Genomic DNA, 22,343 nt, shown 5'->3' with positions numbered 1-22,343 from the left:
AGCGTGGCGTTCAATCTGAAAGACATCGATGAAAGTCAGGCGCCGCTGCTCGATCACCTGATCGAATTGCGTACGCGGCTGGTGCGCTGCGTCGCGGCGTTGGTGGTGGCCTTCGGCATCTGCCTCTATTTCGCCGACCCGATCCTCGGCTTCCTCGTCCAGCCCCTGAAAGGCGCATTCCCGGACGGAGAAGGGCAGCTCATCTTCACCAAGCTTTACGAAGTGTTCTTCGTCGAGCTGAAGGTGGCACTGTTCGCCGGCTTCTGCCTGAGCTTCCCGATCATCGCCAACCAGCTGTGGGCGTTCATCGCGCCGGGCCTCTATGCGCGCGAAAAGAAGGCGTTCCTGCCATTCATCGTCGCCACGCCGGTACTGTTCCTGATGGGCGCGTCGCTCGCCTATTACGTCGTCATGCCAACGGCCTTTCGCTGGTTTCTCGGGTTCGAGGGACAGGCTGGCGGGCTTGCGATTCAGGCCCTGCCGACAGCGAACGAATATCTCGGTCTGGTCATGCAGTTTATCCTGGCGTTCGGAATGAGCTTCCTGCTGCCGGTCCTGCTGTTGCTGCTACACCGTGCCGGAATCGTAACGCGCGCACAGCTTTCGGGTGCGCGGCGCTACGTCATCGTCGGCGTGGTGGCGGTAGCGGCAATCATCACGCCGCCCGATCCCGGCTCGCAACTGCTGCTGGCCGTGCCGCTTTTGCTGTTGTTCGAAGGCTCTTTGCTGCTGATGCGGTTTTTCGACAGCCGCGATGCAAAAACCCCGGCCGAGAAACCGGAAGCGGATCAGTCCGCTTCGTAAACCTTCTGCCCGCCGACCCATGTCTGCAGCACCTTGGTCGCACGGATCTCTTCCGGCGTGGCGAGCAGCGGGTCGCGGTCGACCAGCACGAAATCGGCTCGTTCGCCTTCGGCGAGCCGTCCGAACCGGCCCTCGGCGAACCCGGCATAGGCGGCGTCGGCAGTGAAAGCGGCAAAGGCTTCCTCGCGGCTTACGCGTTCCTGTGGTAACCATCCGCCGAACGGTTGGCCGTTCGCATCGGTGCGGCTGATCGCTGCGGCGAAGCCGGCGAAGACGTCGGGGGTTTCGACAGGCGCGTCGGACCCGAAGGCAAGCTTCGCGCCCGCTTCATGAATCGAGTTCCACGCATAGGCCCCGGCGAGGCGGGTCGGGTCGAGCCGCGCTTCGGCCATGGTCCGGTCGGACGTCTGGTGGGTCGGCTGCATGCTCGCGATGATGCCGTGCTCGCCGAATTTGGGGATATCGGCCGGGTCCACGATCTGCGCGTGTTCGATGCGCCAGCGCAAATCCTGCGGAAAGCTCTCGGCAATCTCGCCAACGGCATTCAGCGCCTCGGCATTGGCCCGGTCTCCGATGGCGTGGATGGCGGGCTGGAATCCGCCTTGTGCCGCACGTACGAGAATATTGCGGAACTGGGCGGGGGCGAGCAGGGGGAGGCCGGTGTTCTTGGGATCGTCGGCATAGGGTTGCTTGAGCCACGCGCCCCGGCTGCCCAGCGCGCCATCGAGATAGAGTTTCACCCCGTTCATCCGCAGCTTGTCGTCATAGAGCCATGGCGTCGGGCCCGATCCTCCGATCAGCACCATCTGTTCGGGGCCGGCGGCATAGGACATGATCCGCACGTTCAACGTGCCGTTATCGCCCGCGCGGCGAAAGGCCTGCCAGTCCTCGATCGTCGTGCCCATATCCGCGACGGCCGTAATGCCGAAACTGTGCAGCCGGTTCTGCGCTTCTCGCAGTGCGAGGTCGCGTTCGGCCGGGCGGGGCGCGGGGATCGCGTCCTGCATCAGCGCCTCTGCAGCATCGACGAATATGCCCGAAGGCTCCTGCGATCCCGGCAGCCGCTCGACCCGCCCGCCGGCCGGCGATTTGGTCTGTGCGGTAATACCGGCGGCTTGGAGAGCGAGCGTGTTCGCCCACCCGGCATGACCGTCGACCCGTTGAAGATAGACAGGCCGGTCGCCCACCGCGCTATCCAGTTCCGCTGCAGTCGGAAAGCGGCCGAGGCCCCACTTTTCCTGGTTCCATCCGCGTCCGAGAATCCAGGGGCGGCTGTCGTTCTCTACCGCGAAGCTACGGATTTTCGCGAGCGCTTCGTCCAGCGAATTGGTGTCCGAGAGGTCGAGGGTCAGCGCTGCGAGGCCGAGCCCCATGACGTGGACATGCGCGTCAATTAGACCGGGCAGCATGATGCGGCCTTCGCCATCTTCGCGATAATCGGTGCGTGGCCGTTCCTCGCCGCGTTCGAGCACACGCGCGATCTTGCCATCGTCATCGATCACCAGCGCTTCGAACCGCTCGATTTCGCCGTTTTCGCCTACGGTGATGCCCTGCACGTTGTCGACCAGCGTATCCGCGAGTGCGGGCGTCGCCGTCAGGAGAGCGAGAGCGGATATGGCGGCGGTGAGAAGCGGCTTCATGGTATGACGACCCCGTTTGCGAACGATGCTTTGGCGCGGATGCCTAAGCGATAGCTTGGCGCGGTGAAACCCTTTCCGCAATTGCGCGCGTCGCGGGCGTTCCGTAGGGCAGCGGCCATGACCGAGGCCCAAGCCGCAACGCCCGCGCCGACTGCGCGCGACCTCCTGACGCTGGACGACGTGCGCGAAGCCGCCCGCCGGATCGAGGGGGCGGTGGTCAAGACGCCCATGATGCGCTCCATCACCCTGTCTGAAATTACCGGTGCGGACATCTGGCTGAAATTCGAGAACCAGCAATTTACCGCCGCCTACAAGGAACGCGGCGCGCTGAACGCCCTGTTGCAATTGAGCGAAGAGCAGCGCAGCCGCGGGGTGATTGCCGCGTCGGCCGGCAATCATTCGCAGGGGCTGTCCTATCACGGGCGCAGGCTCGGCGTTCCCGTCACGATCGTGATGCCGCAGACCACGCCGAGCGTGAAGGTGATGCAAACCGAAAGCGTCGGCGGTAATGTCGAGCTTTATGGTGAGACGTTCGACGAAGCCTATGCCCATGCCCGCACCCTCGAAGCCGAGCGGGGGCTGACCTTCGTCCATCCGTTCGACGATCCGAAGGTCGCCGCAGGGCAAGGCACCGTCGCGCTCGAGATGCTCGAGCAAAAGGACAATTTCGATTGCCTCGTCGTGCCGATCGGCGGGGGCGGGCTTATGAGCGGAATGGCGACGGTGGCGGACGCGCTGAACCCGAAGATCGAGATGATCGGGGTGCAGGCGCGGCTATATCCCTCGATGTATTCCCACGTCACCGGCGATGCCCAACCTTGCGGCGGCGATACGCTGGCGGAAGGCATCGCGGTAAAGGCGCCGGGCGCATTCACCTCGCAGATCATCGGCGAATTGGTCGACGAGATCCTGCTGGTCGAGGAGGCCTATCTCGAACATTCGGTTTCGCTGCTGCTGCAGATCGAAAAGACGGTGGTCGAAGGGGCCGGCGCGGCGGGTCTGGCGGCAGTGCTGTCGAACCCGGAAAAGTTCGCGGGCAAGACCGTCGGCCTGGTGCTGTGCGGCGGCAACATCGATACGCGGCTCCTCGCCAATGTCTTGCTGCGCGATCTCGCCCGGTCCGGTCGCCTCGCGAGGCTCCGCATCACCTTGCAGGATCGGCCCGGCGCGCTGTTCAAGGTGATGCGCGAATTCGATGCGCATAACGTCAACATCATCGAGATCTATCACCAGCGCATCTTCACCAGCCTTCCCGCCAAGGGTCTCATCACCGAGATCGAATGCGAGGCGCGTGACGGATCGCAGATCGATCGCCTGTCGGACGCCTTGCGGGCAAAGGGCTATCACGTAGAGCTAGCCGAGCTGGACTGACCGTCGGGCGGAGCGAGAATTTTAACGATCCGCGAATTTTCGTGGTTAAGAGCCTTTTAACGGATGGCCCGGTGGGGCATATAAGCGTCGAGAGAACAGCAATTTTTCCGACGTGAAAGGACGCGCGATACCGTGACGGCCCCCATCCGCTTCCCCCGCTTTTTCGTGACCAGCCCTTCGGCCTGCCCCTATCTGCCGGGCAAGTTCGAGCGCAAGGTCTTCACCGAATTGCGGGGCGAGAATGCGGACGAGCTGAACGAGGCACTGGGCCGCATCGGGTTCCGCCGCAGCCAGACAGTCGCCTATCGCCCCTCCTGCCTCGATTGCCAGGCCTGCGTTTCGGTCCGCGTCGTGGCCGACGAATTCAAGCCGTCGAGCAGCCAGAAGCGCACGATCAAAGCCAATCGCGACGTCGAGGTCAGCGAATGCCGCCCCTGGGCGACCGATGAGCAGTACGACTTGCTGCGCCGTTATCTCGCCGCACGGCATCCCGGCGGCGGCATGGCGGAAATGGACGAATCCGATTTTGCGGATATGGTGGAACACACGCCTGTTTCCAGCTACATGGTCGAATATCGGGAGCCCGGCGTGGGGGGCGAACCTGGCAGGCTAATCGGGGCTTGCCTCACCGATATCCAGGGCGACGGGCTGTCGATGATCTACAGCTTCTACGACCCGGACATTGAGGATCGTGGCGGGTTTGGCAATTTTATCATTCTCGAGCACATCCGGCGTGCGGCCGCCCACGGTCTGCCCTATGTGTATCTGGGCTATTGGGTCGATGGCTCGGAGCGGATGCAGTACAAGGTCCGCTTCCGTCCGCTCGACCGGCTTACCCGCAGCGGATGGGAGCGCATGCCCGAGGCCGAGCAGAAGCGCCGGATCGCCGAAGCGACCAAGCCGCGCGTCCGCCATGGTGCGGACAGGCTTCCCGCAAAGGACGGCTCGCGACTGGATTATACGCTGGCCGAATAGGGCATCGGCCCTAGCGCTGTGCGCGGGGCTTCAGATCCTTCTCGGGTCTGCGTCGGATGCAGCGGCGCAGGACCGGCAAACGACGCCGAACCTTGAAGACCTCATTCCCGACAGCGCGGTCGAGAACCCGGAGGATTGGGCGACCGAAACGCTGCCTGCCGTTCCGCTCGATCAGGACGTCATCGAACCGGAACCGGACACGCCGATATCCGAAGTTCCCGGTGCGATCGTCCCATGGCCGACCGATATAGCGATCGAAGGGTTCGAGCCTCTGGAACCGGAAGAAGAGGTCGTATTTGCCGATCTCGAAACCGATGCGCCCGATATCGCTTTCGCCGATGCGGAGATCGAGCGGCTCGGCGACAATCTCGTCCTCGCATTTCCGCAAAAGGAACCGCCCTTCACTGAGCGGGGCGATTTCGTCGATCGGTTCGCGGCACTCTCGACAATCGAGGAGCTGGAAAGCGACGACGAAAGCATCGCGCAGCTCGGCGCTCGCGCCCGGTCCGACGAGGACCTGCTCGCCAATCTCCTGCGCGTATACGGCTATTACGACGGCGAGATCATCCGCTCTGTCGGAGTGGAAGAAAGCCCGACCGAGACATCGGCGGCGACCGATCCGACCGTGCGGTTCGATATCATTCCCGGACCGCGCTATCGCTATGGTGCGATTGATCTCGGCAATCTCGACAGCGCACCCGACTATGCCAGCTTGCGCGAGACATTCGCGATCCAGTCCGGCGACTTCCTTCAGTCCGACGTTCTGGTCCAACAGCAATTCGCGCTGGACGAGGCGCTTGGCGAAACCGGCTATGCCTTTGCCGAAATCGCCGCACCGCGCCTGCTGATCGATCACGCGCGTAGCGAGGGGGATCTCACGCTCACGGTGCAGCCGAACGGGAAATATGTGTTCGGTGAGGTTACGAGTGACGACCCGCAATTTCTTTCCGGCGAGCATCTCGGCTCGATCGCGCGGTTCGAACCCGGCGATATCTACCAGCGCAGTCTCGAACTCGATCTGCGGCGCGCCATCGCGGCCACAAGTCTCGTGTCGTCGATCGAAATCACACCGCGCGAAGTATCAGCGCCGAACGGGGACGAGCCCGGCATCGTTGCGCTCGATGTGGGGCTGACTCCTGCAAAACTGCGCACGATATCGGGCGCCATCGGTTACGGCGCGGAGGAAGGCGTTCGCGTCCAAGCCGCGTGGGAACACCGCAACCTGTTCCCACCGGAAGGGATGCTGCGCGTCCGCGCCATCCTCGGCACGCGCGAACAGTTGGGCGGGGTGACCTTTCGCAAGAACAACTTCACCGGCCGGGACAAGGTCCTCACCCTCGATACCTATGCCCGCGCCGTCGATACCGAAGCCTACGACGCGAACACCGTTGCGGTGCGCGGAACGTTCGAAAAGCTTTCTACCCTCCTGTTCCAGAAACCTTTCAGCTGGGGATTGGGCGCGGAAATCCTTGCCACGGACGAGCGCAACCGGGTGTTCGAGGGCATTCCGCTACCGCGGCAGACCTATTTCATTGGTTCGGTCTTCGCGCGCGGAACTGTCGATACGTCGGACTCGCTGCTCGATCCGACCACCGGCTATCGCCTTACCGGCTTCGTTTCGCCGGAGTTCTCGCAGACGGCGGGCCGCAGTTTTCAGTATGTCCGGCTGCAAGGTGATGCGAGCTATTACCGCCGGGCGAGCGACCGGATCGTATTGGCGGGGCGACTGCGCGCGGCTACTATTCAGGGCGCGGAACTGTTCGGGATCGCGCCTTCCCGCAGGCTCTATGCAGGCGGCGGTTCCTCGGTTCGCGGCTATGGTTACGAGACGGTCGGCCCGCGCGACGAGCTTGGCCAGCCGCTCGGGGGACGCAGTCTCGTCGAAGCTTCGATAGAGGCGCGCATCCAGACCGGACTGTTCGACGATTCACTATCGGTCGTCCCGTTTTTTGATGCCGGCGCCGTATCGATTTCACCGACGCCGGATTTCCGTTTCGTGAAATACGGGGCCGGCGTCGGTATCCGGTACCTTACCAGCTTCGGACCGATCCGTGTCGATGTCGGCACACCGCTCAACCCCGAGCCGACCGATTCGCCAGTCGCCGTTTACGTATCGCTTGGGCAGGCCTTCTGATGGAGGGCGCGGACCTTCCGGCGCAAAACGACACGCCGCGGCGCGAATGGGGCAAGCGCGTCGTTAAATGGGCGTGGGGTCTTGTCGCCGCGGCGGTGCTCTTGGCCATCGGGGCGGTCGCCTTGCTGAATACGCCCCTCGGGGAGCGGTTTCTTGCCAACCTCATTACCGAGCGGACCTTCCCTAACGGCCTTAATGTCCGCATCGGTCGTATCGACGGCAACATCTACGGCGAGGCCGTGTTGCACGATGTCGTGCTTTCCGATCCGCAAGGCCCGTTCGCAACGGTTCCGCGTATTGAGATCGACTGGCATCCCCGCGGTTGGCTTAGCAACCGGTTGGACATCGACAAGCTCGCCCTACGCCGGGCGACGCTTGCACGCCTGCCGAAATTTCTCGCCAGCGAGGAAGACAATCCAATCCTTCCCGGCTTCGATATTTCGGTCGACCGGCTGGAGGTAGAAAATCTGATGCTCGCGCCCGGAATCGCGGGTGACGTAGCGCAGCGGGTCGATCTGCTGGCGAATGTGCAGATCGACGACCGGCGATTGCTTCTAGATGGCCGCGCGATCGTGGGCGAAGAGGACCGGCTCGCCATAATGCTGGACGCCGCGCCCGATCGCGACCGGTTCGCGCTATCACTCGACCTGGCGGCCGCCCGGCAAGGCCCGCTGACGCGTTTGGCAGGGCTTGAAAATCCTTACACGGCGCGCGTTCGCGGTTCGGGATCGTGGCGGGAATGGAACGGGGTGCTGGTTGCGCGATCCGAAGGGCAGCGGGTCGCGGCCCTCCAATTGTCCAACCGGGCAGGCCGCTTCGGCGCGCTGGGAAGGGTCGACCTATCCGATTTCCTGACCGGGCTTGCTGCGCGTGCGCTTGGAGAGGATGTTGCGCTGGATGCAAATGTCCGGATCGACGATCGCACGTTCGACGGCTCTATCGTATTGGGCGGAAGCGGAATCTTCGCGACCGGCGAGGGGTTGATAGACCTTGCCGAAAACCAGTTCGGCGATTTCCGTGTTTCCGGAAGGGTGCGTAATCCCGCCCTGTTGAGCGAGGGGCTTCGGCTCGCCGATACGCGGTTCGAGGCCGTACTCGACGGCGCATTTGCCGACCTTACGCTCCGGCACGACTTGAGGGTCGGGGAACTGCGCACCGGAACGTTTCGCTTCACAGGCCTTCGCCAGAGGGGGACTGCACGGCGCGGTGGGGCGCAGTGGATCATTCCGCTGGACCTTGGGGTACAGCGGGTGACGAGCGGCAATGCGTGGGTCGATCCCCGCCTCGTAAACGGTCGGGGGAGGGGCAATCTCGTCCTGTCCGGAAGCCGCCTGACCGGCGACAATCTTGCGCTTGCATTTCGCGATCTGGGCGCGAACCTCTCGCTGCGCGCCGATCTCGGCGCGGGAACGTACCGCGTGGCCGGCCCGGTGCGGGCGCGAGGCTTGCAGTTCGATAATATAGGTGTCGCTAATGGAACTGCGCGGATCGACCTGTTCCTCGGACGTGCCGGAGCATGGCGCATCGGCGCCGATCTCAATGGCCGGATCGCTCGCGTCACGAATTCGACGCTGGCCGCCCTTGCCGGGCCGAGCATCGCAGTAGGCGGCTCGCTGGCGACCGGTGCAAGTAGGCCTATTGAATTTGGCAATGTCCGGGTCACCGCCGCAAAACTCGCGATGACACTCGACGGGACGGTACGCGATGGCCGCACCGTCCTTGCGGGTAGGGGGAGGCAGTCCCAGTACGGCCCCTTCACCGTTGAGGCCGGCATCGACGACAACGGGCCGACGGCAGCCTTCGTATTCGCCGAACCGGCAAGCGGCCTTTCCGATGTGCGACTTTCCCTTGCGCCCTCGCAGGACGGGTTCGCCATCGATGCGAGCGGAAGCTCGGTGCTCGGCCCGTTCGACGGTGCCTTCGGTCTTACTTCGCGGGCAGGCGGCCCCACCCTTATCGACATCGAGCGGTTGCGCGTCTCGGACACCGAGGTCGACGGCCTCGTCAGCCTCGTCGATGGCGGGATACGCGGTACGCTGTCGCTGACAGGCGGCGGTCTCGACGGAACGATCGGACTGGCTCCGCGCGGCGGAGGGCAAGGCCTGGTCCTCGATCTCACCGCGCGCAATGCGCGGTTCGAAGGCACCGGTGGCCTCGCCATTGCGCAGGGAGAAGTGGATGCGCGCGGCGTGATCGCGGCAGGACGGACGACATTCTCCGGCACGGCGAATGCGCGGGGGCTATCCTACGGCTCGCTCTTCATCGGGCGTCTGGCGGCGCGCGGCGAAGTGACCAACGGCACCGGGCAGGTCGATGCGAACATTTCCGGCTCGCGGGGCAGCCGGTTCGCGCTCAATTTGAACGCGCAGTTCCGCCCCGATCGGATCGGCGTCGCTGCGCGCGGGTCCTTCGCGGGGCGGCGGATCGCTATGCCGCGCCGGGCGATCCTCCAGCGTGTGGGCGATGACGGTTGGCGACTTCAGCCAACACAAATCATGTACGGCGAAGGCGGAGCCTTGCTGACCGGCACGACTTCGAACGGCCAGACCCGTGCGCAAGTGAAGCTGGCCAGCTTGCCGCTTTCCCTAAGCGATGCACTCGTCTCCGATCTCGGCCTCGGGGGCACGATTTCCGGCGTCATCGACTATGCTGATACGGCAACAACCCTGCCGACCGCCGATTTGCGCGTGAAGGTAGACGACCTTACCCGCTCCGGCCTGATCCTGACTTCTCGCCCGGTTGACTTGTCCCTCGTTGCGAGGCTGGAGCCGACGCGGCTGGAAGCGCGTGCGGTGCTGAACAATGCCGATATCCGGCGCGGCCGCATCCAGGCGATCATCACGGGGCTGCCGCCGACCGGCGATTTGACGCAGCGACTGCGACAGGGGAGGCTAGCCGCGCAACTGCGCTACCAGGGAGCGGCGGAAAGCCTGTGGCGGCTCGCGGCTGTCGATGCGATTGATATCACCGGGCCGATCGCCATCGCCGCGAATGCCAGCGGGACGCTGGCCAACCCGGCGGTGCGTGGCAGTCTGTCGAGCGACGATCTGCGCGTTCGCAGCACCCTGTCCGGAACCGACCTGCGCAATGTCGGCGCGCGGGGCCGGTTCGCCGGCTCGCGCTTGCGGCTCGAGCGGTTCCAAGGCGAGACGAGCGGCGGCGGGCGCGTCACCGGTTCGGGGATCGTCGATCTCGCCGGTCTGGGCGAGCGGGTCGAACGACGCTTCACCGAAATTCGCGGCCCAACGCTCGATCTCAAGGCTTCGGCCACGAATGCCCGCCTCGTCAATGCCAACGGCCTCAGCGCAACGGTGACGGGCCCGTTGCGTATCGTGTCGAACGGGCTCGGTGGAACGATCGCCGGGCGAGTGCGGGTGAACCGGGCGAGCTGGACGCTCGGCACGGCGGCGGACGATCTTCGTCTGCCGCAAATCGCGACCCGTGAAATCAACCTTCCTCCCGATCGTGCGCCGGGGACTGCGACGTCGCGGCCATGGCGGTATCTTATCGATGCGCGCGCCAACAATCGCATCGAAGTGGACGGCCTCGGCTTGGACAGCGAATGGGGCGCCAATGTAGTGCTACGCGGCACGACTGCCGAACCGCGTATCGGCGGCACGGCGCAATTGGTGCAGGGCGAGTATACCTTCGCCGGGACGCAATTCGATCTGGTCAGGGGCGAGATCGCCTTCGACGAAACCGCTGCGATCGATCCGCGGCTGGACATCCGGGCGGAGACCGACCGTCAGGGTCTGACCGTCGTCGCTACCGTGACAGGGACTTCGGCCGAACCGGAGATCGTCTTCTCCTCCGAACCCGTATTGCCGGAAGAGGAAATTCTCGCGCGCCTGCTGTTCGGCGGATCAATCACCTCCCTGTCCGCCACGGATGCGCTGCAATTGGGAACGGCGCTCGCCAGCCTGAGGGGCGGGGCGGGGCTCGATCCGATCAATCAGCTGCGCGACGCTATTGGTCTCGACCGGCTGCGGATCGTCGCGGCCGATCCCGTGCTGGATCGCGGAACATCGGTCGCGCTGGGCAAGAATATTGGCCGCCGTATCTATGTTGAGCTGATCACCGACGGGCGAGGCTACAGCGCGACCGAAGTCGAGTTCCGTGTCACCCGCTGGCTATCCCTGCTGGCAAGCGTCTCGACCGTTGGACGTGAAAGCGCAGTTGCAGAGATCAGCCGCGACTACTGACCAGATACGCAGCCGGTTATGAACCTAAAAGGCGAAAGAGGCGCCCGGATTGCTCCGGACGCCTCCCATCGGTGCTTCGATTTTGCGCGCGATCAGGCGCTGTAATAGAGATCGAATTCTGCGGGGCAGGGCGTCGTTTCCACGCGCAGGACCTCTTCCCATTTTAGCTCGCAATACGCGTCGATCTGGTCCTTGGTGAAGACCTCGCCCTTGAGCAGGAATTCGTGATCGGCTTGGAGGGCTTCCAAGGCTTCGCGCAAGGAACCGCAAACCGTCGGCACGTCGGCCAGTTCGGCAGGCGGAAGGTCGTAAAGGTTCTTGTCCATCGCTTCGCCCGGATGAATCTTGTTCTGGATACCATCGAGACCCGCCATGAGCAGTGCCGCATATGCAAGGTAGGGGTTCGCCATCGCATCGGGGAAGCGGAATTCGACGCGCTTTGCCTTGTCGCCCGAGCCATACGGAATGCGGCACGAAGCCGAACGGTTGCGCGCCGAATAGGCGAGCAGCACGGGCGCCTCGAAGCCCGGCACCAGCCGCTTGTAGCTGTTGGTCGTCGGGTTGGTGAAGGCGTTGAGGGCCTTCGCATGCTTGATGACGCCGCCGATGTAATAGAGGCAGTTTTCGCTGAGGCCGCCATACTGGTTGCCAGCGAAGGTCGGCTTCCCGCCATCCCAGATCGACATGTGGGTGTGCATGCCCGAACCGTTATCGTCCTTGATCGGCTTGGGCATGAACGTCGCCGTCTTGCCGTACACATGCGCGACCTGGTGTACGACATACTTGTAAATCTGCATGTTGTCGGCGGTTTCAACGAGCGTACCGAAGGTGAGACCGAGTTCGTGCTGCGCGGCAGCGACTTCATGGTGATGCTTGTCGCAGTTCAGTCCCATTTCGATCATGGTCGAAACCATTTCGCCGCGAATATCGACGGCGCTGTCGACCGGAGCGACCGGGAAGTAGCCACCCTTGGCGCGGGGGCGGTGGGCCATGTTGCCCGCTTCGTATTCCTTGCCGCTATTGGTCGGCAGTTCGATATCGTCGAGTGCGAAGCCGGATGCCGCGTAGCCGTCCTCGAAGCGCACGTCGTCGAACATGAAGAATTCGGCTTCTGGTCCGACATAGATCGTATCGCCAATGCCCGAATTCTTGAGATAGTTCTCGGCGCGTTTGGCGGTCGTGCGCGGATCGCGGGCGTACCACTCGCCGGTCGAGGGTTCGACGATGTCGCAGAAAACAATCAACATCGGCTCGGCACTGAAGGGATCGACATAGACCCGTTCGAGGTCCGGCTTCAGGATCATGTCGCTTTCGTTGATGACCTTCCATCCGGCGATCGAGGAGCCGTCGAACATCAAGCCGTCTTCGAACTCGTCTTCGCCGAGAATCTTGGCGACCATGGTAAGGTGCTGCCATTTGCCCTTCGGATCGGTGAAGCGCAGATCGACCCATTCGATGCCTTCGTCTTCGATGCGTTTGATGATGTCTTTCGCTTCGGCCATTTTTAACTCCGTTGGATTGGATGTCGTTTGAATAAGGGGCGGACGCCTAGATAGCGTCCTCGTCGCGTTCGCCGGTGCGGATGCGCAGGGCGGTTTCGATCGGGGTGACGAAAATCTTGCCGTCGCCGATGCGGCCCGTTTGCGCGGCATTCGCCACCGCTTCGATGGTGCGTTCGGCGAGGGCTTCGGGGACGACCACTTCGAGTTTCACCTTGGGCAGGAAATCGACGACGTATTCGGCACCGCGATAGAGTTCGGTATGGCCTTTCTGGCGACCGAACCCCTTCGCTTCCGTAACGGTGATGCCGGACACGCCGATTTCGTGCAGCGCTTCCTTCACTTCGTCGAGCTTGAAAGGCTTGATGATCGCCTCGATTTTCTTCACGTCTTTGCCCCGGGAGATAGCGAGGGCCGATGCGCCCGTCCTAAAGCGAATGAACCCTTGCGCGCGATGTTCCAAGTTTCGTGCCAAAGCGCGATTGGCGATCTTGCGGCGTTGTTCGGCAACGATGCCGCTTGCTGTGCCCAACCGGTAGGCACGCGGTGCCTCAAATCTAGGCACCGGGGAGGAGAAGCCCTTCGGTTTCCGGCAAGCCGCACATGAGATTGAGCGACTGAATCGCAGCTCCGCTGGCGCCTTTTCCGAGATTGTCGAGCCGCGCGACGAGACGGGCGTTCCAGCCGCCCTCATTCCCGAACACGAACAGGTCCATCGCATCAGAAGCCGGGACATCGCGATCGAGCACGATCTCTGACGGATTGGGCTCAGGCTGAACGGTAACGATATTCGACCCGGCATAAAAGCGCGCCAATTCGCTGCGCAGATCGTCTGAATGGGGGTTCGTTGTCATCGCACCGAGATGCAGCGGCACTTCCACGATCATTCCGCGATAGGCGGGCGCTACGGCAGGCGCGAACAACACCGGACGCGCAAGGCTCGCATGAGCTTTCATTTCCGGCAAATGCTTGTGGGCAAGATCGTAACCGTAGGCGCGAAAGGCGGGAGCACCTTCTGCTTCGTACCGTTCGATGAGAGTTTTGCCGCCGCCGGAATAGCCGCTGACCGCATGGACGGTGAACGGCCAATCGGCGGGCAATAGTCCGGCACGCACGAGCGGTGCGACAAGCGCAAGGAAACCTGTCGGATAGCAGCCGGGATTGCTGATGCGTTCGGCACGGGCGACCGTGTCCCTGCCGACGAGTTCGGGAAAGCCGTATGTCCAGCCCTCGGCAACGCGGTGCGCGCTCGAGGCGTCGATCACGCGCGTGTTCGATCCGCCATCGATCAAGGCGACCGCTTCGCGCGCGGCATCGTCCGGCAGGCACAGGATCGCGAAATCCGCGTCGTTCAAGGCTTCGCGCCGGGCCGACGCGTGCTTGCGGTGCGCATCGTCGAGCGCGACGATCTCGAAGGCGTCGCGACCCGCCAGCCGTTCGGCGATTTCCAGGCCGGTCGTCCCCGCCGCCCCGTCGATGAAAACGCTATGCGGCATTGTCTGACGCGGCGACTTCGGGTGCAAGGCTATCGGTTTTCAGATACCCGCTCGGCCCCTTCGGACCGCACGCGACCCATGCCCAGCTTCCCGCGGTATCGAGAACTTCGACCATCGATCCGGCATCGATCGTTGCGCCGTCCTCCGCATCCTCGCGCATGACCAGTTTCAGCGACACGTCGTTCGCGCCGATCCGGCGGCAGAGCGGAACGACGTAATGCGCCGCAAGGAATCGGCCGGCTAGGGCGATGTGCGCAAGATCGCCGCGCAGGGGCAAGGTTCCGGCCTCGGGCTTTTCGACCGGGCCGGTCAGCCCGATGTTGCCTTCGGGTAACGGATAGCTCGCCTGTTCGCTCACGATGCGCGCATGTGTCCTCAATTGCGGATGCGCGCGCTTACCCGCGCAAGCGCGATCCCGCAAGGCAGGGGCGCGGGACTATGCCGAACCGTAACGTTTCTGCAGCATGTGGAACGCCGCGCGAAGGCCGTAGGCATCGCCGCCCTTGGGTCGTCCCGGCTTGGCGGAGGGCCGCCACGCGTAGGTATCGAAATGGGCCCAATCGATCCCGTCTCCGACGAACTTGTTGAGGAACAGGCCCGCCACACTCGCACCGGCGAAAGAATTGGTATGTGCGTTGTTGGTATCGGCGATGTCGGATGCCAACCATTCGTTGTAGGCGTCAGGAAGAGGTAAGCGCCACGGCTCGTCGTCATGCGCTTTTCCTGCTTCGATAAGCGCGGCGGCGGTTTCGTCCTCGCGCGTCATCAGTGCGGGATAGTCCGGTCCGAGTGCGACGCGCGCCGCCCCGGTGAGCGTCGCGAAGTCGATGATAAGATCCGGGTTTTCCTCGCTCGCGCGGGTCAGTGCATCGCCGAGGATCAGGCGGCCTTCGGCGTCCGTATTGCCGATTTCCACCGTCAGACCCTTGCGGCTGCGCAGCACGTCGCCGGGGCGGAAGCTATCGCCGCTGATCGCGTTTTCTACTGCAGGCACGAGCAGATGCAGGCGCACCGGAAGGCCGGCCTTCATCACCAGTCCGGCGAGCGCGATAGCATGGGCCGCGCCGCCCATGTCCTTCTTCATGATAAGCATCCCGGAAGAACTCTTCACGTCGAGCCCCCCGCTGTCGAAGCAGACACCCTTGCCGACAATTGCGAGCACCGGCGCATCTGCCTTACCCCAGGTAAGTTGCATCAGCCGCGGCGCATGGCGCCGCGCCGCCGCCCGGCCGACGGCATGAACCATCGGATAATCCTGCTCCAGCGCATCCCCGCGGACGACCTTCAGGTCGCCGCCATGTACGCTCGCCAGCTTTTCGACCTGTTCCTCCAGCGCCGCCGGACCCATGTCTTCCGCCGGCGTATTAACGAGATCGCGGATAAGGCAGACCGCGTCGGCTTCGGCGATCGCCGCCTCGATCTTTCCGGCGTTCTTGGTGAGGAGAACGCGCGGACCGGTCGGTTCGTCCGCCTGCTTATAACGGTCGAACACGTATTGTGCGGTCTGCCAGCCATGAAGGGCGGGGCCAGGTTCGCGCTCGGCCAGGCGATAGGTTCCGGCAGGCAGGGTTTCTGCCAGTTTGGCAAGGCACCAGCTCGACAGGCTATCGGGATCGGCGACGCCGCCGACGGCGAACCAATCGTCCTTATCGGGCACGATGGCCGTCTGATAACCGCCGCCCTCGAACTTCTGCGCTTTCAATGCGGCGCGTTGCCCGCCATTGAGGGTTCTCGCGAACGCGTCGAACCCGTCCTTGTTTGTCAGATGGATCGAAATTGCGTCCTGCCCGCGATCGGGCTGGATTAAAGCGGGTTTGTCGGCCATTCATCCTCACTACAGCAGTGCATTTGCAAAGGAATGCCCATGCGAAGTGCCCTGTTCCTGATTTCCCTCGTCCTGTCGACCGCTGGCTGCTCGCAGCCGCAAGAGTTCGACGACAAGATCGGCGCATCCTCCGAGGGCGCGAAGTCCGTTTCGGCGCGCATGGAATCGCCGGATGCCGAGCCTGTTTCTCTGAAGGAGGATGCCGAACGCTACCAGTTCGAATGGTCCTATCCCGCGGCGGCGGCCGCTATTCCTGCTCTTGCCGAGAAACTCGATGCAATGGGTGCCGAGTCGCTGGCTTTGCTGAAGGACGAGGCGAACCGCGATTATGAAACCGCGAAAGGCGAAAGCTGGGAAGCGAGGCCGCATAGCGCACTGACGAAATGGTCGGTGGTCGCGAATCTGCCGGACTATCTCAGCCTTTCGAGCCAGATCGCAACCTATGGAGGCGGCGCGCACGGCAATTACACCAAGACGTCGATGGTCTGGGACAAGAAAGCGGCGCAGGCAGTGGATGGCGTAGAGATGTTCTCTTCACCGGTGGCGCTGGGCCGCGCGCTCGGGTCGACATTATGCGATGCTCTGAATACGCAACGCGAGGCAAGGCGTCCGACGCCCGTCGAACCGGGATCGACGGAATGGCCGAACAACTGCCCGCCGGTCAGCGATGCGACCGTGCTTGTCGGGTCGTCCAACGGCGAGACGTTCGACCGCATCGGTATCTATTTCGGTCCCTACACCGCCGGTCCCTATGCCGAGGGCGATTACGAACTGAATTTCCCTGTTACCGGCGCCGTTCTCGATGCGGTTAAGCCGGAATATGCGAGCGCGTTTTCGATCAAGCGTTGATTACTCGCAATCTTTGCCGTCACGCGCTATCTAGGCGGCATGACAGAATATCAGGTGATCGATAGCGAGCAGACCGTCTACCGCGACGGAACCATCAAGCTCCACGGGCCGGACGGGTTCGAAGGAATGCGCAAGGCGGGACGGCTCGCCGCGCAGATTCTCGACGAATTGACCGGTTTCATCCAGCCCGGCGTCACCACCGGCGAGATCGACGACAAGGTGCGCGAGATGACGCTCGACGGTGGCGCGGTGCCGGCAACGATGGGCTATCGCGGGTACCAGCATAGCTGCTGTACCTCGATCAACCATGTAATCTGTCACGGCATTCCGGGCGACAAGGCTTTGAAGGACGGCGATATCGTCAACGTCGATGTGACCCCGCTGCTCGACGGCTGGCATGGCGATACCAGCCGTATGTACCTGGTCGGCGACGTGGCGTTGAAAGCGCGGCGGCTGGTCGATGTGACCTATGAATGCTTGATGCTCGGCATCGAAGCGGCGGGCCGGCCCGGCGCGAGGTTGGGCGATATCGGCGCGGTGATCGAGGCGCATGCGCGGAAGAACCGGTACGGTGTCGTGCAGGAGTTCTGCGGTCACGGTCTCGGCCGCCTGTTTCACGATGCACCTGAAGTGATCCATACCGGCCGTATGGGCACAGGCCCGTTGCTGAAGCCGGGGATGTTCTTCACCATCGAACCGATGATCAATCTCGGTCGTCCGCATGCCAAGCTGCTCAACGATGGCTGGACCGCGGTAACGCGTGACAAGAGTTTGAGTGCACAGTTCGAACACTCGATCGGCATCAAGGAGGACGGTGGGATCGAGATCTTCACCGAAAGCCCGAAAGGCCTGCACCACCCGCCTTATTGAAGGGCTTCCTCTCCCCCATAGCGCCGATAGCCTAGTATGGTCAGCGCGAAGAGGATCACGCACGAGCCGAGGATGTAGAGCGCGATCCCGGTCCACCCGAACGCGTCGAACACCGCCGTGCCCGCCACACTTCCGATCGCGCCACCGACGAACATCAGCACGATATAGATCGTTGTCAGCCGGGTCCGCAGCTCCGGTTCGAGCGAGAGGAACGTCATGCGGCTGGTCACGTCGATCGCGGGGCCGACGATATTGCCGATCAGGATGGGGATCATCAGCAGCCAAAGATTGTCGCCGAACGGCAGCAGCAGCGATATGCCGAATGTCTGGACCAGCGCGAAGATCATACGCGCCTTGCGCGCCCCGATCCGGTCGGCTAGCCGCCCCCAATAGGGCGTGGTGAAAATGCTGATTGCGGCGAAGCCGGCGAGGTAGCCGACGACATCGGTGCCGTATCCCATTTCCGGCCCGGTCAGATGAAGCGCGAGGCCGAGCCAAAGTGCGATGAACTGGTTGAAGCCGATGCCCTGGATGGCACCGGAAATGATGATCTCGCGGTGCGAGCGCAGCAGCGAACCGAGCGATTTGATCAGCGCGCCGTAGCCGAGGTCGCTCCCCTCCGTGCGGTTCGGATTGCGCTCCATTATGCGGGGGAGGGCGAGGGTGATAGCGATCATCAGCCCGCTGGCGATCCAGTAAACCGTCCTCCAACCGAGATATTCCGCAACGACGCCCGCCCCGACCCGGGCGACAAGTATGCCGAAGATGACGCCTGCCGTCAGGATGGCGGTGACATGGCCGAGCCGTTCGGGCGCGACGCGCTTCGAGGCATAGGCAGGCAGGAGATAAGGCGCGATGGTGAAGAAGCCGAGCAGCGTCGATCCTGCCGTAAACAGAACGAAGGACTGGGCCAGCGTCATCGTCAGCAATCCGCCGCACTGTCCGATCGTGAAAAGGATGGTGAGCGAGCGGTTGGAGTACCGGTCCCCCAGAGGCAGAAGCAGCAGGATGCCGATCGCGAGCGCCAGCTGGTTCAGCGCCGGGACCAGCCCGATCCGCGCGTGGCTGACGCCGAAGTAATCCGCCACTTCCCCGATTATCGGATGAATGTAATAGGCGTTCGCAGTCACCACTGCGGCGGCGACAGCTAGCCAGTATTCCTGTGCGGTCGTCAGGCGGGCGAGGGCCATGTTCGTGGAGAGGGGAGCGGTCATTGTTCTCGTGCTGCGCGAATGGCGCCCCCGGCGGCCAGCGGCGCTACGGCAGCGAGCGCCAGGCTGATGGCGGCGGTAAGCCATAGGCCGCTCGTATCGCTGCGAGCAAGTGCGCCCGCCCCGAAGATGAGGATTGGCACGGCTAGGGGAATGGTCATCAAGCCCGCCAGCGCCGCACCGCCGCGCAGGCTTGCGGTAAGCGCGGCGACGATCAGTCCGACGGCAGCCAGTCCCGGTGTTCCGGCGAGGAGTCCGAGAAGCACAATCGCGGTCGTCTCGCCGGAGAGGCCGAGCAGGGCGGCGGCAGGTAGGGTTGCGAGTAGGAGGAGGGGCGCGAAGGCAAGCCAGTGCGCAAACAGGCGCGAGACCATCGCCCATTCCTCGCTTATTCCGCGCAGGTGAAGCTGATCGAACATGCCGGCCTCCAGGTCGCCGGCCACCAAGCGTTCGAGCGGGAGAATGGCTGCAAGCAGCGCGGCGACCCAGATCACCCCGCCGCCGGTCCGTGCGAGCAGTTCTGGCTCTGGACCAACTGCGAAGGGATAGAGCATGGCGACGGCGAGGAAGAACAGAAGCGGCAATACACCCGCCTCGCCGCGACCGCCGGGAAGGAGGAGGGCAAGATCGCGGTGTAGAAGCATCAGAAACCTGAGCGGATTTTTACCGTTTTCGCGCATCACGAAGCATAATCCGACAGCGAAAGCACCCGCTTGCTTTCAACCGCAAAGGTCTGATGCGACGCGACCACGCAAACCCCGCCGCCCGCGCAATGCTCAGCCGCAAGCCGTTCGACCGTAACCCGCGCCTCGTCGTCCAATCCGTTAAGAGGTTCGTCCAGCAGCCAGACCGCCGCCTTCGTGCCCAGAAGCCGCGCCATGGCTGCGCGCTTTCGTTGTCCGGTACTGAGGTAGCGCACTGGAACATCTAGTAGGTCGGTCAGGGACATCTTCTCGATCGGCATAAAATCCTGTGTACCATCGAGCCCACGCCAGAAATCGAGCGCCTTTCCCAAAGGCAAGGCCTCATCCAATGCCAGCCTCTCGTCCAGCAGCGCGACCCGGCCTTCGCGCGTCGCCTTTCCCGCGAACGGGCGCGACAGGCCGGCAAGAATACGCAGCAAGCTCGATTTGCCGATCCCGTTCGGCCCGGTCACGTGCAACGCCTCTCCTGAAGCGAGATCGAGCGACAGATGGCGGAAGAGCAGGCGCTCTCCGCGGCGACAGGCCAGATCGTTCGCGGTGAGGCGGGCTTGCATGGCGCGCAGCGTTAGGCAAAAGGCGGCGGGGTCACAAGCAACGGTCGCAAGCAAGGGAGAGTCGGGTGCCGGTGGAAGAACTGTCCGAAGAGGAACGCAATAGCTGGCTGCGGGCGCTCCCCGAATGGGCGCTGTCGCGCGAAGGAAAGGCGATCGAGCGCTCTTTCGAATTCACCGACTTCAGCGAAGCGTTCGCCTTCATGACCCGCGTCGCGCTGATCGCCGAGAAGCGCGACCATCACCCGGAATGGTTCAACGTCTACAATCGCGTGGAAATCACTTTGACCACGCATGACGCCGGAGGCCTGTCCCTGCGCGACGTGAAGATGGCCCGCAAGATCGACGCGCTGGTCTAGTCGCCCAGATTGCCCTCGCGCGGTGTCGGGCCGAGGTCGAGCAGCAGGCAGCGATAGTACAGCGCCTCGCGGGCATGCTCGCTGGTGGCAGGCGTCATGCGAATGCTGTTTTCTTGCGTGCATTCGGTATCGAGCAGCGCCTGCTCTTCCGGCGTGCGTTCGACGATGGGCGGTCCGCCGATCAGGGGATAGTTCTTGTACTCCCGGCTCGGCGTTCCGTAAAGCGCGCGAAAGGCATCTAGCGCCATCGGGTGATAGATCGTGCCGTGCGTCTCGCTGTCCGCGCCTTCGACGAAGGTCCATTGCAGACCTTTGGGAGCAGCGTTGCGTAAAGCCGCGATCAGCCGTTCGGTGCCCTCCCGATGCCAAGCGCCTTCAGTGGCGCTGGTAAGGTAAAGACGACGCTCGCCCGTAGGCGCCGCGGCGAAATAGTCCGCCGCCTCTCGGCCGTATTTCATTTGCTCCCACCACATCGACGGCGAGATCGCGATATAGTCGTCGAACAGGGTCGGATCTTCCAGCAGGGTCTCGATCACGAAGAGGCCGGCCAGCGATTCGCCCATCACCGCATCGTGCCCGTCGGTGCGGTACTGCGCTTCGATCATCGACTTGAGTTCCTTGCGCAGAAACCGGCGGTAGTCGGGCGAACCACCCGGCGTCGCTTGCAATGCTTCCTCGTAAGGGGCCGGGTCGACGACGGGCGGCGCGAGTTCGTGTCGGCGATTTACGCTTTGAATGCCGACCAGAATGAACGGCTCGAAGCTGTAATTCATCTCGCGGCTTTGCGCGATGCCTGCGATATGCGCGAAATCCTGCTCCGGCCCGCCGTCGAGCAAGTATACGACGGGAAAACGCCTATCCGGTTCGTTTACATATTCCGCCGGCAGCCGCACGGTGATCTTGCGCTTACCGCCTTCGAGAATATCGCTTTCGATGGTGTAGATCGTGCCGATCGCGAGCGGTTCGCCGCCCTCCATTTGCGCCGTTGCCCCGGTCGAGGCGAACAGCAAAGTAGCGGCGGCGACCAGATATCTCATTTTCACTTCCCCATCGGACGGGCGGAACTGCGCATCTCCTTGCGCAAGCGCCCCGGCAACCAGCGGCTGGCAAAGGCAAGGCGCTTCGCGGATTTTCCTACGGTGGTGTGCAGCTTGTCGCCATGCACCGCGTCCCACGCCGCCTGCGCGACGTCGCCGACCGGGGTGATCTCGAGCCCGGCATCGGTGACGCGCTGACGGATCGCCTCATTGCTTTGCCGGTTGGTCGCATGTTCGAGCAGGGGCGTATCGATGAAGCCGGGCATGAGTGAGCGCACCTTGATCCCGTATTCCGCCCATTCGCCGTCGAGGCTTTCGGTGACGGCGCGCACGCCGAATTTCGTGGCGGAATAGACGCTTGCCCCCGGTGTCCCATAAATGCCCGCCGCGCTCGCCGTGTTGAGCAGGCACGAACCGGGCGCTGTTTCGACGAGGTGAGGGTAAGCCGCCTGCGCGCCGAACAGCACGCCTTTCAGATTGATGTCGAGGCAACGCTCGATCTCTTCCGTCGAATTCTGGATCAGTTCGCCGCCCAGCGGAATGCCCGCATTGTTGACCAGCACGTCGATCCGTCCGCCGGTCGCAATGGCGAACCCGTCGAGCGCTCCATTCCAGGCTTCCCGGTCGCGCACGTCGAACACGTGCGAAAATACGAAACCGTGACCGATCTGGTCCTCGGTCTCGCGAAGTCCGTCCTTGTCGACATCGCCTAGGCCGACGAACCAGCCGCGCTGGCCGAACAGCAGGGCGATGGCCCGGCCGATGCCGGATGCGCCGCCGGTTATGAAGATTGCCTTGCGTTCGGCCATAGCCTGC

The 22,343-nt window shown here is 63.3% G+C and carries 19 protein-coding genes; 8 read left to right on the top strand and 11 right to left on the bottom strand.

The genetic code is table 11. The annotated features are described in order from the left end of the window. Nucleotides 1-3: 3 nt before the first annotated feature. Entirely contained in the window at nt 4-804 is an 801-nt protein-coding gene (gene tatC / locus E3U23_RS00460; RefSeq protein ID WP_279349204.1) for a twin-arginine translocase subunit TatC, read from the top strand. Here tatC and E3U23_RS00455 read toward each other — a convergent pair. Next, entirely contained in the window at nt 789-2,444 is a 1,656-nt protein-coding gene (locus tag E3U23_RS00455) for an amidohydrolase (protein WP_279349203.1), read from the bottom strand. The two genes, tatC and E3U23_RS00455, sit on opposite strands and share 16 nt — an antisense overlap. Before the next feature lie 117 nt (nt 2,445-2,561). Between E3U23_RS00455 and E3U23_RS00450 the strand changes: the two genes are divergently transcribed. From E3U23_RS00450 to E3U23_RS00435, 4 genes are all read left to right on the top strand, one after another. Then, nucleotides 2,562-3,815, top strand: a complete 1,254-nt coding sequence (locus E3U23_RS00450) for a threonine ammonia-lyase (RefSeq protein ID WP_279349202.1) — start codon at nt 2,562-2,564, stop codon at nt 3,813-3,815. 132 nt (nt 3,816-3,947) lie between these two features. Continuing rightward, on the top strand, nt 3,948-4,790 hold the full coding sequence (locus tag E3U23_RS00445; RefSeq protein WP_279349201.1) for an arginyltransferase: 843 nt from the start codon (nt 3,948-3,950) through the stop codon (nt 4,788-4,790). Beyond that, on the top strand, nt 4,729-6,924 hold the full coding sequence (locus E3U23_RS00440) for an autotransporter assembly complex protein TamA (RefSeq protein WP_279349200.1): 2,196 nt from the start codon (nt 4,729-4,731) through the stop codon (nt 6,922-6,924). Before E3U23_RS00445 ends, E3U23_RS00440 begins: the two co-directional genes overlap by 62 nt. Further along, nucleotides 6,924-11,126, top strand: coding sequence for a translocation/assembly module TamB domain-containing protein (locus E3U23_RS00435; protein ID WP_279349199.1), 4,203 nt, complete (start codon nt 6,924-6,926; stop codon nt 11,124-11,126). Before E3U23_RS00440 ends, E3U23_RS00435 begins: the two co-directional genes overlap by 1 nt. Before the next feature lie 92 nt (nt 11,127-11,218). Here the strand turns inward: E3U23_RS00435 and glnA are convergent, their stop codons facing one another. The 5 genes from glnA to E3U23_RS00410 form a co-directional block, all read right to left on the bottom strand. Further along, a complete protein-coding gene (gene glnA, locus E3U23_RS00430) occupies nt 11,219-12,628 on the bottom strand; it encodes a type I glutamate--ammonia ligase (protein WP_279349198.1) in 1,410 nt (469 codons plus the stop codon). A 46-nt stretch (nt 12,629-12,674) separates the two neighbouring features. Continuing rightward, nucleotides 12,675-13,013 carry a P-II family nitrogen regulator gene (locus E3U23_RS00425; protein WP_279349197.1) on the bottom strand — a complete coding sequence of 113 codons (339 nt, stop codon included), beginning with the start codon at nt 13,011-13,013 and terminating at the stop codon, nt 12,675-12,677. A gap of 169 nt (nt 13,014-13,182) precedes the next feature. Then, nucleotides 13,183-14,121, bottom strand: a complete 939-nt coding sequence (gene argC / locus E3U23_RS00420; RefSeq protein ID WP_279349196.1) for an N-acetyl-gamma-glutamyl-phosphate reductase — start codon at nt 14,119-14,121, stop codon at nt 13,183-13,185. Next, on the bottom strand, nt 14,111-14,500 hold the full coding sequence (locus E3U23_RS00415; protein ID WP_279349195.1) for a hypothetical protein: 390 nt from the start codon (nt 14,498-14,500) through the stop codon (nt 14,111-14,113). The genes argC and E3U23_RS00415 overlap by 11 nt, the downstream gene beginning before the upstream one ends. A gap of 57 nt (nt 14,501-14,557) precedes the next feature. Beyond that, entirely contained in the window at nt 14,558-15,946 is a 1,389-nt protein-coding gene (locus tag E3U23_RS00410; protein ID WP_279349194.1) for a leucyl aminopeptidase family protein, read from the bottom strand. 39 nt (nt 15,947-15,985) lie between these two features. On the opposite strand from E3U23_RS00410, the gene E3U23_RS00405 reads away from it, so the two are divergent. Further along, nucleotides 15,986-16,795 (top strand): PdaC/SigV domain-containing protein, encoded by an 810-nt coding sequence (locus E3U23_RS00405; protein WP_279349193.1) that lies wholly within the window; start codon nt 15,986-15,988, stop codon nt 16,793-16,795. Between the two features lie 39 nt (nt 16,796-16,834). Beyond that, the gene (gene map / locus E3U23_RS00400; RefSeq protein ID WP_279349191.1) at nt 16,835-17,665 is read left to right on the top strand and encodes a type I methionyl aminopeptidase; all 831 of its coding nucleotides are present in this window, start codon (nt 16,835-16,837) and stop codon (nt 17,663-17,665) included. Here the strand turns inward: map and E3U23_RS00395 are convergent. Genes E3U23_RS00395 through ccmA form a run of 3 tightly spaced genes read right to left on the bottom strand, consistent with a single transcriptional unit; the run spans nt 17,659 to nt 20,134 of the window. Beyond that, on the bottom strand, nt 17,659-18,879 hold the full coding sequence (locus E3U23_RS00395; protein WP_279349190.1) for an MFS transporter: 1,221 nt from the start codon (nt 18,877-18,879) through the stop codon (nt 17,659-17,661). The genes map and E3U23_RS00395 overlap by 7 nt on opposite strands. Beyond that, a complete protein-coding gene (locus E3U23_RS00390; protein WP_279349189.1) occupies nt 18,876-19,520 on the bottom strand; it encodes a heme exporter protein CcmB in 645 nt (214 codons plus the stop codon). Before E3U23_RS00390 ends, E3U23_RS00395 begins: the two co-directional genes overlap by 4 nt. 35 nt (nt 19,521-19,555) lie before the next feature. Then, nucleotides 19,556-20,134 carry a heme ABC exporter ATP-binding protein CcmA gene (gene ccmA, locus E3U23_RS00385; RefSeq protein WP_279349188.1) on the bottom strand — a complete coding sequence of 193 codons (579 nt, stop codon included), beginning with the start codon at nt 20,132-20,134 and terminating at the stop codon, nt 19,556-19,558. A gap of 65 nt (nt 20,135-20,199) precedes the next feature. On the opposite strand from ccmA, the gene E3U23_RS00380 reads away from it, so the two are divergent. Beyond that, complete coding sequence (locus E3U23_RS00380) at nt 20,200-20,490, top strand: 4a-hydroxytetrahydrobiopterin dehydratase (RefSeq protein ID WP_279349187.1); 291 nt, start codon at nt 20,200-20,202, stop codon at nt 20,488-20,490. Here the strand turns inward: E3U23_RS00380 and E3U23_RS00375 are convergent. Both E3U23_RS00375 and E3U23_RS00370 read right to left on the bottom strand, forming a co-directional pair. Then, nucleotides 20,487-21,527: an alpha/beta hydrolase gene (locus tag E3U23_RS00375; RefSeq protein WP_279349186.1), complete on the bottom strand. Its 1,041-nt coding sequence runs from the start codon at nt 21,525-21,527 to the stop codon at nt 20,487-20,489. The two genes, E3U23_RS00380 and E3U23_RS00375, sit on opposite strands and share 4 nt — an antisense overlap. 2 nt (nt 21,528-21,529) lie before the next feature. Then, a complete protein-coding gene (locus E3U23_RS00370) occupies nt 21,530-22,336 on the bottom strand; it encodes an SDR family oxidoreductase (protein WP_279349185.1) in 807 nt (268 codons plus the stop codon). Nucleotides 22,337-22,343: the final 7 nt, after the last annotated feature.

This window comes from Erythrobacter litoralis (assembly GCF_029760855.1).
Lineage (GTDB): Bacteria > Pseudomonadota > Alphaproteobacteria > Sphingomonadales > Sphingomonadaceae > Qipengyuania > Qipengyuania litoralis_A.
This window is presented reverse-complemented; position numbering and strand designations above follow the sequence as displayed.